Genomic DNA, 13,364 nt, shown 5'->3' on the forward strand with positions numbered 1-13,364 from the left:
AATGTCAATACAGCAATTAAATTATTTAGATCAGTTAGAAGCCGAATCTATTTATATATTAAGAGAAGTAGCAGGCCAGTTTGAACGTCCTGCCTTATTATTCAGTGGAGGAAAAGACAGTATTGTACTGGCTCATCTGGCCAAAAAAGCATTCTTCCATGGAAAAATTCCATTTACATTTGTTCATGTAGATACCGGGCACAACTTTCCGGAAGTGTTGAATTTCCGTGATCAGCTGGTAAAGCAGTTAGATGTTAAACTTGTAGTCCGGAAAGTTGAAGATACTATAAAAAGTAAGAGATTAACTGAAGCTAAAGGTAAATTCCCAAGCAGAAACTGGCTGCAAACCTACACTCTTCTTGATACTATTGAAGAATTTGAATTTGATGCCTGCATCGGAGGGGCCCGCAGAGATGAAGAAAAAGCCCGCGCCAAAGAAAGGATATTTTCTGTCCGTGATGAATTCGGGCAGTGGGATCCTAAGCTTCAGCGTCCTGAGCTTTGGAATATTTTCAACGGAAAAATCCACAAAGGAGAAAATGTAAGAGTTTTCCCCATCAGTAACTGGACAGAACTTGACATCTGGAACTATATCCGCAGAGAGAAAATTGCACTTCCTTCCATTTATTTCTCGCATGAAAGGGAAGTGATAGATTTTAATGGCCAGTGGCTTGCCAATTCATCACATGTTTTCCTGGAACCCGAAGATATTATCACCACAAAAAAAATACGTTACCGTACTGTAGGAGATATGACCTGTACTGCGGCTGTGGAATCTAATGCTGTTACAATAGATGCGGTAATCGAAGAAATTGTAGCCACCAGAATTTCAGAACGCGGCGAAACCAGAATTGACGACAGAGTGACTGAAGCAGCCATGGAAGACCGAAAAAAAGGAGGCTATTTCTAGATAAGCAATCAGCGATGAGTAATAAGTAATTAGGACAAACACCTTTTACTTCTTAACAACAGAACATTACTCATTACCAATTACTCATTATTTATAACAAAAATCGGATGGATATATTAAGATTTATAACAGCAGGAAGCGTAGATGACGGAAAAAGCACCCTTATCGGCAGACTGCTTTACGATAGCAAAAGTATTTTACAGGATCAGTTGGAAGTCCTTGAAAAACATTCTAAAAACAAAAATGAAGATGGAGTAGACCTTGCCCTTTTAACGGATGGTCTGCGCGCCGAAAGAGAGCAGGGAATCACAATTGATGTCGCCTACCGCTATTTTTCAACCGCAAAAAGAAAATTTATTATTGCCGATGCTCCGGGACACGTTCAGTACACCCGTAATATGGTTACCGGAGCATCCAACTCAGATCTGATGGTCATTCTGATTGACGCAAGAAAAGGGGTGATTGAACAAACCAGAAGACATTCTATCATCGCATCTTTATTACAGCTAAAAAAGGTAGCGGTTGCCATCAATAAAATGGATATGGTAGATTATTCAGAAGAGGTATTTGAAAACATAAAATCAGAATATTCAAAAATAGCAGATAATCTGGGATTAAATGATGTAAGCTATTTTCCAATCTCTGCATTGAAAGGAGATAATATTGTTTCAAAATCCTCAAGAACAGATTGGTATGATGGAAATTCTCTTCTTGAATATCTTGAAGAGGCCACTTTAAATGAAGAAAAAAATAACGGTAGCCGTTTTCAGGTTCAGTATGTGATTCGCCCTCAGACCGAGGAATTGCACGATTACAGAGGATATGCCGGACAAATATTAAGCGGAAAATTCACAAAAGGAGATCCAATTCATATCCTTCCGGCAGATCTGACCACCGAAATCACCAAAATAGAAATCAATGGTATTGAAAAAGAAGAAGCTTTTGAAGGACAACCTGCCGTTATTCACCTTGCCCATGATGTAGATGTTAGCCGAGGAGATGTTTTTGCCACCAAAGAACAGATTCCGGCAGTTGAAAAAGATCTTGAAATTCTTTTATGCTGGCTTGATCAGAAACCGTTACAGCCAGGTAATAAGTACCTTCTGCAACAAAACAGCAGACTGGTAAAAGCAGTGGTAAAAGAGGTAGATTACAAGATCAATGTCAATACCCTTATCCGGGAACAGGCTGATGGTGAAGTTAAACTGAACGAAATTGTAAAAGTTAAACTCCGTACAGCACAGCCTCTGGTTTATGACAGCTTTGCCAATAATAAAACAACGGGCTCAGCCATTTTAGTGGATGAAACATCCAATTCAACAGTGGCAGCCTGTATAATTCAATAGAAAAATGATAGTTTCCGATCAGTTAACACAAAGAGTTCATCAGACCAAACAACATAGCATTCATGGATTCTTTGATAAAATAAAGACAAAAAAATGGGTAAAGGATCTGTATGAAATACTCTTTCTTCCTCTCCCTCAGAATGACATTACGGAAGAACAGCTGAAAAGAAATTTTGAAGCACTTCAGGAAACACTTTCAGACCTTATCAATACTGTAACGGGTAATAAAATCATTACCGAAAAACAGGTTAGTCAGTTTTTTGAAGCTTTACCGGGATTGTATGATCAGCTGGTTCTGGATGCAAAATCAATTCTGGAATTTGACCCTGCCGCTGACTCTCTGGAAGAAGTATATCTGGCATATCCGGGCTTTTTGGCTACTTATGTCTATCGTATTTCACACCAGCTCTGGATTCAGGAAGTGAAAATTTTGCCCCGTGTCATTTCAGAATATGCGCACAGTAAAACAGGAATTGACATTCACCCAGGAGCTGCCATCGGAAAGTCTTTTTTTATTGATCACGGAACAGGAATCGTGATCGGAGAAACAACTGTTATCGGAAATAATGTCAAAATCTATCAGGGAGTAACCCTTGGAGCCTTAAATGTTTCCAAAGAAAAAGCCCATCAGAAAAGACACCCCAATATTGAAGATGATGTGATTATCTATTCGGGAGCAACTATTCTGGGAGGTGAAACTACGATAGGAAGAGAGAGTATTATAGGAGGAAATGTCTGGATTACACAGAACGTTCCTGCCAATTCTCTGGTCTATCACAAAAGCGAAATAAAAATAAAGGATAATACTTCATTACCGGAATCATTAACCTTTGTGATTTAAAAAAACAAAAAAGTAAATTGATATGAGATTTCAGAACGCATTAGAAACGATTGGAAATACTCCCGTCGTAAAAATCAATACACTATTCAATTCAGACCATGAAATCTGGATTAAACTTGAAAAAAGCAACCCTGGCGGAAGCATTAAAGACAGAATTGCATTAGCAATGATTGAAGATGCAGAAGCAAAAGGATTATTAAATAAAGACAGCACCATTATAGAGCCTACCAGCGGAAATACGGGAATAGGACTCGCTTTGGTTGCTGCCGTAAAAGGATACAAACTTATCCTTGTTATGCCTGAAAGTATGAGTATAGAGCGCCGTAAAATTATGGAAGCTTATGGAGCTGAATTCGTACTTACCCCAAGAGAAAAGGGAATGAAAGGCGCCATTGAAAAGGCTAATGAACTTGCTGAAGAAACTCCAAATTCTTGGATTCCAAGACAGTTTGATAATCCTGCCAATGTAAAAGTACATGTAGAAACTACTGCTCAGGAAATTTTAAAAGATTTCCCGGACGGGCTTGATTATATCATTACAGGAGTAGGAACGGGAGGACACATCACCGGAATTGCAAAAACGGTAAAGGAAAAATATCCTGCCGTAAAAGTGATTGCAGTAGAACCGGAATTATCTCCCGTATTGAGCGGAGGAAGTCCTGCACCACACCCATTACAGGGACTTGGAGCCGGTTTTGTTCCTTCTATCCTGGATATTACCCTTTTAGACGGAGTGATCACAGTAGGCAAGGAGGAAGCCTATGAGTATGCCCTTAATGCCGCTAAAAAAGAAGGCCTTTTTGTAGGAGTTTCTACAGGAGCCGCTTTAGCCGCCATTGCAAAACATTTACCGGAAATACAATCTAACGCTAAAATCCTTACCATCAATTACGATACCGGAGAGAGATACCTATCCGTAGAAGGACTTTTCTAAATCCTTAATTAACACCTACTTCAATGAAAACAAATATAAAATCACCAAAGGTTTACCTTATCGGTGCAGGGCCCGGCAACCCTGAACTGATCACTATAAAAGCAGTAAAAGCAATCGCAGAAGCAGACGTCATTTTATGTGACCGCCTTGTAAGCCCCGAGATCCTGGAAACCTACGTCAATGAAAACACAGAAATCATCTATGTAGGGAAAGAATGCAGCAAAAATGCTTCTACTCCTCAGTCACATATCAATACCTTGATGGTAGAATATGCTCTTCAGAATAAGACCATTGTAAGACTGAAAGGAGGGGATGTTTCTATATTCTCCAATATTCTGGACGAATTGCAGGCTTTAAAACAGAATCATATTCCTTACGAAATCATTCCGGGAATTACGGCGGCGTTGGGAGCGGCAGCGTTTGCAGGGATGCCTTTAACAGCAAGAGGATACTCCACATCAGTACGTTTTCTGACCTATTATAAATCAGAGATCGTGAGTGAAGACTACTGGAAAGAGTTTGCTTTGACTAATGATACTCTTGTTTTCTACATGTCAAAAGGAAACCTTACCTCTCTTGTGGAAAAATTGAAACAACTGGGGATTTCAAGTGATAAAAAAATTGCAGTCATTGAGCAGGCGACAACGCCATATCAAAAGGTGTACACTTCATCGTTTGATGATTTTAATGAAAAATTCGGAGACAAAACCTTTGCATCCCCTTCATTGGTGGTGGTCGGTAAGATTGTCAATCTTCATGAAGAGTTTTCATGGCTTGAAAATGCTGAACAGGAAGGCCTATACTTCAAATCAGTGGAAAACGGAAGTTTAATCCCTACAACTCAAAATTTCTTTGAATATGCTGTCTGAAACTAAATTAAATGTACTAAAACAAATATCCGGAGACCTCTCCAGAGATGAAGCGATATGGGCAAGCGGATATCTTGCAGGTATTGCCGGAGGAGCCTCATTGACCGCTGTGTTGCCTCCACAGCAAATCAATAATAACACTCAAAATGCAGTAAAGAAAATAACACTGGCTTACGGAACAGAAACCGGGAACAGTAAAAAACTGGCTACAGCGCTGGCAGGTATAGTCAAGAAAAAAGGACTTCAGGTAAAACTGGCCGATCTTTCCCAATACAAGCCTAAAGACCTGGCGAAAGAAGAGTTCTTCTTTGTAGTCATCAGCACTCAGGGAGAAGGTGAACCACCCGCTCTTGCCAAAAAATTCTACGATTATATCCATGAAAATGAAATCAATCTCAATGGGCTTAAATTCGGAGTATTGGCTTTGGGAGACAGCAGTTATCCTCTGTTCTGCCAGACTGGGGAAGATGTAGATTCACGTTTTGAAATATTAGGAGCACAGCGCATTATTCCATTAAAGAAATGTGATATTGATTACGAACAGGAAGCTTCACATTGGATAGAACATGTATTTGAAGCAGTCAATAGAAGTACTGATCAGGGTGCTAAAAATATTTCAGCTCCAAAAGTTTCTGCAGGCAGAAAAAAATACCAGGGAAAAGTTTCAGCCATCATCAATCTGAACGATATTACTTCTGAAAAAGAAACCTATCATATCGAAATTGAAACAGATGAAGCTCTTGCTTATCAACCCGGTTCAGCTTTGGGAGTAATCCCGTTCAACTCAAAAGAAGTAGTACATGAAATCATTACTCTCACAGGAACTGATCCTCAAAAACAGGTAGGAACACCGAAGGTTACAGCTACTGTTGAAGAGTTGCTATACAAACATCTCAACATCAGCTATTTGCTCAAATCCGTAGTCGCTCAGTATGCAAAAATAACAGGACATTCCATTCCTGAAGTGAGATTAAGCCTTCTTGACCTGCTTAGGATTTATCCCGTGAACAATGCAGATGAATTTGAAGAAATCATACAGATATTAACCGCTCAGGCACCTCGTCTGTATTCAATTTCGTCCTCTATGGAAGCTCATGGAGACACAGAGATTCACATTACGGTTGCCAGATCAGAATTCTTTATTGACCATCAGAAACATAACGGATTATGCAGTGGTTTTCTGAGTGAATTCAAAGAAGGAGAAGATGTTGAGTTTTATATCCAGGAAGCGGGACATTTTAAACTTCCGGAAGCTGATAGAGATATCATCATGATTGGTCCGGGAACAGGTATTGCTCCTTTCAGATCATTTCTCTGGGAGCGTGATGCCACTGGTGCAGAAGGACGAAACTGGCTCTTCTTCGGGGACAGGAATTTTATATCCGATTTCCTTTATCAGGCAGAGCTTCAGGATTTTCTTAAAACGGGCAGTCTGACCCATCTGGACCTGGCATTTTCCAGAGATACAGCTGAGAAAGTATACGTTCAGCACCGGCTGGAACAGAAAGCTCAGGAAGTATTCTACTGGCTGGAAGGCGGAGCCTCTTTATACGTTTGCGGCGCCAAAGAGCCAATGGCTCGTGATGTAGAAGAAACACTTCTCACAATCATTCAGAATCAGGGAAAGAGAAGCAGAGAAGACGCTGTCCTTTATCTGGAAGAAATGGAGCTTAGCGGCAGATACGCCAAAGATGTTTATTAAAAGGGATAGGAAGTACTTGTAAAAAAATTAAAGAAAATAATGATGAACAATGATAAAGAAAACCTTTCACCGGTAGAAAGGATTAAAACCAGCAGTAACGGGCTCAGAGGATCTTTAAAAGAGAGCCTTGCTGATAATTTTACCGGAGCCATCAGGGAAGATGATCAGACTCTGATCAAATTTCATGGAATGTACCAGCAGGACGACAGAGACCGAAGGGAAGAGCGTGTCTCCAAAAAACTGGAGTGGCTGTATTCTTATATGATCAGATTAAGACTTCCCGGTGGCTTTTTAACTCCGGAACAATGGGTAGGACTGAATGAAACGGCTGAAGATCATTCTACCGGAACTATTAAAGTAACGACACGACAAACGATTCAGCTGCACGGTATCTTAAAATCAAATTTAAGACCTACCATTCAGAGTTTCAATCTGCAGCATCTTGATTCTATTGCAGCGTGTGGAGATGTCAACAGAAATGTGACCTGTACAGCCAATCCATCAGAATCACCTTTACAGCAGGAAGCTTACGAGCTGGCCGGTAAAATCAGTGAAATGTGTCTTCCGAAAACCAAATCCTATTACGATATCTGGATTGATGATGAACTTCTGGTAGACCGAAAAACAGAAGAAGACCCGTTATATCAAGACAGATACCTTCCCAGAAAGCTGAAAATAGGAATAGCCGTTCCCCCCAATAATGATGTTGATGTATTCATCAATGATATTGCATTGATCGCTATTATCGAAAATAATAAAATTGTAGGGTATAATATTGCTGCAGGAGGAGGCTTGGGAGCCACTCACGGTAATGACGCCACTTATGCCCGGCTTGCATCCATCCTCGGATTTGTGGATACGGAGGAAAAAGTATTGAAGGCTGTCTACGAGATCATCACAGTTCAAAGAGACTTCGGAAACAGAAGCGACCGAAAACTATCAAGATTAAAATACACAATTGATAAACTGGGTATTGAACAGTACAGAGCGGAAGTAGAAAAAAGAACAGGATTTAGTTTTGAACCCGCCAGAGAATTTAAGTTTGAACAGAGAAAAGACCGTTATGGATGGATTCAGAATCATGAAGGAAAATGGTTTTACACTGTTTTTGTAGAACATGGAAGAATCCTTAATACTCCTGAATATCCTTTAAAATCAGGATTATTAAAAATTGCACAGACAGGAAAAGCCAATTTCCGTTTTACCTGTAACCAAAACCTTATTCTCGCTGATATTGATGAAAAAGATAAAGCTGACATTGAAAATATCTTAAAAGAACACGGAATTTCAGAATATACCAACGGAGCCAGCGCATTACGCAAAAACTCTGTGGCATGTGTTGCTCTGAATACCTGTTCACTGGCTTTGGCTGAAGCTCAGCGCTACCTGCCTTCACTGGTCACTAAAATAGAACCTATTCTTGAAAAATATGGTCTGCTGGAAGAAGATATTACCATTCGTATGACCGGATGTCCTAATGGTTGTGGGAGATCTCCTAATGCTGAAATCGGATTTGTAGGTACCGCCTATGGAAAATATAACCTTCACATCGGAGGAGACCGCCTGGGAATGCGATTGAATACAAAATTTAAAGAAAATATTGGTGAAGAGGAGATTCTTACCACTCTGGATGAGCTTTTCGGAATTTATGTACAGAAAAGACTTGCAGAAGAAACATTTGGTGATTTTTCATACCGTTACTTACATACCTTAAATTAATTATATGGCCAATTTTCATTATGATCTGAAAAAAAACAAAAAGACTCCACCTCTTCATTTAGGCAGACGAATGTGTATGTGTTGTTGATCCTCAAAATGACAACACAATCAAAGCTGTTTGAATAATTAGAGCATTATAGTTTACACCACTTAAATAATCCATTAAAGAAATAAAGTTACTAAGGACAATTAGGGTACAATCAAATAATTTTTTAAGACTTTAAGAATCTTGCACCCTCTTAATGGTTTAAAAACGTTTATGTTTTAATTAAAAAAATTCAGACAGCTTCATTCTCAACCTAAAAAATGAAGCAAAATGAAACACAAAAAGCAGGGAAATTTTCTGCCTAAAGCAGGTATTATCGCATTCACATTTTTATTTTTTAACCTGGCAGAAGCACAGCAGCAGCTTATAGAGCTTAGCGGAAGCATTAAAAATACAGGTACACACAAAGCTTTGGATTCTGTAAAAGTACAGATCGAAAACACACAGGATACTGCATTAACAGACCAATTAGGTAACTTTAAAATCAGAACAAGAGTAACGATACCATTTCGGGTCGTTATTCAGAAAGAGGGTTTTACCAGTCAGACTGTTGAAATCCTTTCTCCTTCCAACAAAATAACGATAGGACTGAATCCTCAGAATACAATTATTGATGATGTTGTAATTTCAGCCTCCAGGGTTCCGGAAAAAATATTAAGATCTCCGATAGCCATCGAGAAAATTGATATTAAAACCATCAGGGAAAGTCCGGCGGCCTCGTTCTATGAAACGTTGGAGAATGTAAAAGGGTTACAGCTTTTAACATCAAGCCTTACTTTAAAAATCCCTAATTCAAGAGGTTTTAACTCACCAAACAATTTCCGTTTCATGCAGTTGGTAGATGGTGTAGATGTACAATCGGCAACACTGGGAGTCCCATTGGGAAATGCAATAGGCCCTACAGAACTGGATATCCAATCTATGGAGGTCACTCCCGGAGCCGCTTCAGCCCTGTACGGAATGAACGCAATTAATGGGCTGGCCAGTTTACAGACAAAAGATCCCTTTACTTCTGAAGGAATAAGCCTTTATTTCCGTGGCGGAGTCAATCATGTAGACAATGTGAATCACAAAATAAGTTCACTTGGAGAAAGTGCCATCCGCTTTGCAAAAGTGATCAATAAAAACTTTGCCGTAAAGGTAAATGCATCCTATTTCAGCGGAACCGACTGGATCTCAAATAATCTGACAGATCAGAATCCCGGATCTCTGGTTACTGCCAATCCTAATTTTGCCCTGGCAAACAATCCGGCCGAAGACCTTTGGAATAAATACGGTGATGAAAGAAACAACCGTGTGGCTGTAAAAGTAGATTATAACGGGAAGCCTACTACATTCAATGTTTCCAGAACAGGATATCTGGAAAAAGATCTTGTGAGCCCTGATGTAAAAAACATCAAGTTTGATGCAGGACTGTACTATCGTTTCGGAGATCAGTGGAGAACTTCTTATGTGTATCGCTATGGCTTACTGGACGGAACTTTCCAGAGAGGAAATAAAATCCGATTACAAAATGCTACTGTTCAGAACCATAAAATAGAGCTGACAGGAAAAGAACTGACCTTCAGAGCTTATGTATCTATAGAAAATACAGGCGACTCTTATAACCTTAAACCTTTGGCAGACAATCTGGATCTCACCAATCTTTCCAATACCAACTGGAAAAATATATTCCAGACTTCTCTTCAGAATAACTTAAATGCAGGAGCCAATCTTAATGATGCCTTTATTCTTGCCCGTCAGGAAGCCGATAAAAACAGAGTCGTACCGGGAACTGCAGCCTTTGAACAGTTGAAAAACACCATTATCGGAATCAACAACTGGGATTCAGCCAATGGAGGAGTAGCAGGAGCTCCGGCAACAGGAGGAGCTAAACTTGAACAGAAATCCCGTTTTTACCAAGGAGAACTCACCTACGATTTCAGCAGGTTTGTGAAGATATTCAACCTTCTTGCTGGTGTAGATTACCGTCTGTACAGCATTACTCCGGATGGAAACAATTTTGTTGATTTTAACCGCCCGGTGAATGAAAGAAATATTCCTTTAGCCAATGGGACCTTTGGGAAAGATGTTATTTATCAGAAATATGGTGCTTTTGCCCAGATTACCAAGCTTTTCTTTGATGATAAATTAAAAATCAATGCAGCCTTACGTATCGACAGAAACCCCGAATTTGAAGCCAAGTTAAACCCTAGAATAAGTATTGTTTATTCTCCTGTTAAAGAGCATAATTTCAGAGCCTCTTTTCAAAACGGGTATCGTTTTCCATCGTTGTTTGAAGCCCTTTCTTTCGTCAATAACGGGAATGTAAGAAGAGTAGGAGGCCTCTCAAAAGTAAATGACGGATTAGGTTATCTGGAAAATTCTTACACTTTGGCTTCCATTGATAAATTTACCTCAGCAGTGAATGCCGACATAGATGCAGGAAAAACCCAGGCTCAGGCAGCTCAGGATAACAAACAGCTTTTAGCGGTAGCCAACCTGCAAAAATTGCAGCCGGAAAAGATCAATTCGTTTGAAGTAGGGTATAAGTCTACTTTTTTCAATAATAAACTTGTATTGGACTGGGATTTCTATTATAACATTTACGAAGGATTCCTGGGGCAGGTAGAGGTAGCCGTCCCTAAAAACAGCCAGATAGGAAGTAATGCAGCCGTACTTGCGATGCTGGACCGAAGCAAACAGGACCGGTACAGAGTATATACCAACAGCAACAGCACCTACAAAAGTTATGGAACCTCCTTAGGTATCCGCTATAATATTACCGGAAATTATAATATCAACACCAATGTTTCTTATAATGATCTTGCTTCCAACAATACCTCTGATCTCTTCATTACCGCATTCAACACGCCAAAATGGATGGTGAATGTAAGTGTAGGAAACAGAGAAATTATCAAAAACATAGGGTTTACGCTTGTTGCAAGATGGCAGAGCGGTTTTATGTGGGAAAGTCCTTTAGCATCGGGAGCAATTCCGGCTTATTACACCATTGATGCTCAGGCAACATGGAAGCTTCCGGAAATCCGTGCGAATATTAAAATCGGAGCTACCAATTTGCTGAACCGCCGTTATTTCCAGTATGCAGCAGGTCCTGAAATCGGAGGACTGTATTATCTTGCCTTTACTTATGACTTAAAACTGTAATCAGCATGAGCAATTCTTTATATCCCATATTCTTAAAACTTGAAAACCTGTCACTGCTGATCATCGGCGGTGGCAAGGTTGCTCTTGAAAAATTAGAATCTGTATTGGGCAATTCACCGGAAACTTCCATCAAACTGGTGGCGAAAGAAATTATTCCGGAGATCAGAACCTTAGAAAGTCAGTTTTCCAATATAACACTGCATGAAAGGCCCTATGATGATTATGATTTTAATGATATGGATCTTGCTATCATTGCGGTGAATGATATTGTATTGGCCGGAGAAATCAGAGAAAAGGCTCAGGAAAAAAATGTACTGGTCAATATAGCAGATAAACCGGATTTATGTGATTTTTATTTAGGTTCCATTGTCAAAAAAGGAAGCCTTAAAATTGCCATTTCAACCAACGGAAAGTCTCCTACAATTGCCAAAAGATTAAGAGAAACCTTTACTGAAGTCATCCCTGATGAAATGGATCATGTTCTGGATAATATGCAAAATATCCGAAATCAATTGACTGGAGATTTCAATTATAAAGTGAAGGAACTTAATAAAATTACGACAGAATATCTGTCAGACAAAAAAGTTTCTTCAAAACCGGATATGGAAATTGAGAAACTGATCAATATTACCAAAACAGCTCAGAGAAAAGCTAATATTTATCTGGTCATTATAGGGGTTTTACTTCTTTTCGGTCTATTTGGACTCGTGGTGTACCAGTTCAGCCTTTTGGGTGATATTCAGTACTTTCTGAATAAGGACGGGCATATCTTTTACTGGATGCTATTTGCCGGTTTTATGGCCGAAATTGTTGCGGGATCCATGGGAATGGGGTATGGAGTAATCTGTACCACAATTCTTTTATTGCTTAATGTTCCGCCGCCTGTTGTGAGCGCAAGCATTCACTCTGCCGAATCTTTTACGACGGCAGCCGGAAGTTTCAGTCATTATAAGTTGGGGAACGTCAATAAAAAAATGGTTTGGGTACTGTTTCCGCTGGCTATCGTAGGTTCAGTTATTGGAGCATTAACCCTGTCTCATTATGGCGAGAAATATGCTCATATTGTAAAACCTATTATTGCCTGCTACACGCTATATCTTGGGATTAATATTTTAAAAAATGCATTTAAAGATAAAAAATCAGGAACAGTAAAAACCAAACGAAGAACCAATCTTAGATTATTAGGATTAGCAGGAGGTTTTATTGATTCCTTTGCAGGAGGCGGGTGGGGACCATTGGTTACCGGAACCCTGATCAAAGAGGGAAGAATTCCCCGTTATGTAGTAGGAAGCTCTACTGTAGCCAAGTTTTTACTGACTGTAACGAGCGCGATTACTTTCATCTTTACAATAGGTATTCATCATTGGAATATTGTCTTGGGACTACTATTAGGTGGTGTTTTTACGGCACCGTTTTCTGCAATGCTTACCGCAAAACTTCCAACAAAGAAAATGTTTGTCGTGGTAGGAATCGTGGTCATCCTGATGAGCCTTGTGACCATAACAAAATCAATCTTTTCATGATAAAATCAATGATAGTGAGAATCAGACATACAATTTAAAGAAGAAGTCTATTTACTTAACGCAAAGATTTTAATGTTTTACTTTATATTGAGGTAGCAAAAGGGGAAAATTAATGATACAATCTATTGACATTATCATTACTCATTTTTAGTAAAAATCTGAAACCATTAAATCTTTGCGTTTTTATTTCTCTTTATTACAAAACAAGAACGTTTTTAGATACGCAAGGGCTCAAAATAATATCAAAAAGCTAATATTAAGAAACAAGGATTTTATCTTCAATAAAATTGAATACAGCATTACTTTTTATATCACGCTGATTTAGCA

Annotated in this window: 9 protein-coding genes; all 9 read left to right on the forward strand. The window is 39.2% G+C overall.

Features of this window, described 5'->3' with window-relative positions; all coding sequences use genetic code 11:
- Position 1 precedes the first annotated feature (1 nt).
- The 9 genes from cysD to FW781_RS01595 all read left to right on the forward strand — a co-directional run bounded on the left by cysD (position 2) and on the right by FW781_RS01595 (position 13,037).
- Complete coding sequence (gene cysD, locus FW781_RS01555; protein ID WP_262884113.1) at positions 2-910, forward strand: sulfate adenylyltransferase subunit CysD; 909 nt, start codon at positions 2-4, stop codon at positions 908-910.
- A 107-nt stretch (positions 911-1,017) separates the two neighbouring features.
- Positions 1,018-2,256, forward strand: coding sequence for a sulfate adenylyltransferase subunit 1 (locus FW781_RS01560; protein WP_149385815.1), 1,239 nt, complete (start codon positions 1,018-1,020; stop codon positions 2,254-2,256).
- Between the two features lie 4 nt (positions 2,257-2,260).
- Positions 2,261-3,097, forward strand: a complete 837-nt coding sequence (epsC, locus tag FW781_RS01565) for a serine O-acetyltransferase EpsC (RefSeq protein ID WP_149385816.1) — start codon at positions 2,261-2,263, stop codon at positions 3,095-3,097.
- 22 nt (positions 3,098-3,119) lie between these two features.
- Positions 3,120-4,031 carry a cysteine synthase A gene (gene cysK / locus FW781_RS01570; protein WP_149385817.1) on the forward strand — a complete coding sequence of 304 codons (912 nt, stop codon included), beginning with the start codon at positions 3,120-3,122 and terminating at the stop codon, positions 4,029-4,031.
- A gap of 23 nt (positions 4,032-4,054) precedes the next feature.
- Positions 4,055-4,900: a uroporphyrinogen-III C-methyltransferase gene (gene cobA, locus FW781_RS01575; protein WP_149385818.1), complete on the forward strand. Its 846-nt coding sequence runs from the start codon at positions 4,055-4,057 to the stop codon at positions 4,898-4,900.
- Positions 4,890-6,602 (forward strand): diflavin oxidoreductase, encoded by a 1,713-nt coding sequence (locus FW781_RS01580; protein ID WP_149385819.1) that lies wholly within the window; start codon positions 4,890-4,892, stop codon positions 6,600-6,602. Before cobA ends, FW781_RS01580 begins: the two co-directional genes overlap by 11 nt.
- Positions 6,603-6,641: 39 nt before the next feature.
- Positions 6,642-8,321: an NADPH-dependent assimilatory sulfite reductase hemoprotein subunit gene (locus FW781_RS01585; protein ID WP_394349703.1), complete on the forward strand. Its 1,680-nt coding sequence runs from the start codon at positions 6,642-6,644 to the stop codon at positions 8,319-8,321.
- 316 nt (positions 8,322-8,637) lie between these two features.
- Complete coding sequence (locus FW781_RS01590; RefSeq protein WP_149385820.1) at positions 8,638-11,514, forward strand: TonB-dependent receptor; 2,877 nt, start codon at positions 8,638-8,640, stop codon at positions 11,512-11,514.
- 5 nt (positions 11,515-11,519) lie between these two features.
- Complete coding sequence (locus FW781_RS01595) at positions 11,520-13,037, forward strand: TSUP family transporter (RefSeq protein ID WP_149385821.1); 1,518 nt, start codon at positions 11,520-11,522, stop codon at positions 13,035-13,037.
- The last annotated feature ends 327 nt before the right edge of the window (positions 13,038-13,364 follow it).

Source organism: Chryseobacterium panacisoli, assembly GCF_008274625.1.
In the GTDB taxonomy this organism is placed as follows: domain Bacteria; phylum Bacteroidota; class Bacteroidia; order Flavobacteriales; family Weeksellaceae; genus Chryseobacterium; species Chryseobacterium panacisoli.

Coding starts and splice junctions, on each gene's coding strand:
- FW781_RS01580 (WP_149385819.1), top strand. CDS start 4,890: ATGCTGTCTGAAACTAAATTAAATGTACTAAAACAAATATCCGGAGAC.
- cobA (WP_149385818.1), top strand. CDS start 4,055: ATGAAAACAAATATAAAATCACCAAAGGTTTACCTTATCGGTGCAGGG.
- epsC (WP_149385816.1), top strand. CDS start 2,261: ATGATAGTTTCCGATCAGTTAACACAAAGAGTTCATCAGACCAAACAA.
- FW781_RS01585 (WP_394349703.1), top strand. CDS start 6,642: ATGATGAACAATGATAAAGAAAACCTTTCACCGGTAGAAAGGATTAAA.
- cysK (WP_149385817.1), top strand. CDS start 3,120: ATGAGATTTCAGAACGCATTAGAAACGATTGGAAATACTCCCGTCGTA.
- FW781_RS01595 (WP_149385821.1), top strand. CDS start 11,520: ATGAGCAATTCTTTATATCCCATATTCTTAAAACTTGAAAACCTGTCA.
- FW781_RS01560 (WP_149385815.1), top strand. CDS start 1,018: ATGGATATATTAAGATTTATAACAGCAGGAAGCGTAGATGACGGAAAA.
- cysD (WP_262884113.1), top strand. CDS start 2: ATGTCAATACAGCAATTAAATTATTTAGATCAGTTAGAAGCCGAATCT.
- FW781_RS01590 (WP_149385820.1), top strand. CDS start 8,638: ATGAAACACAAAAAGCAGGGAAATTTTCTGCCTAAAGCAGGTATTATC.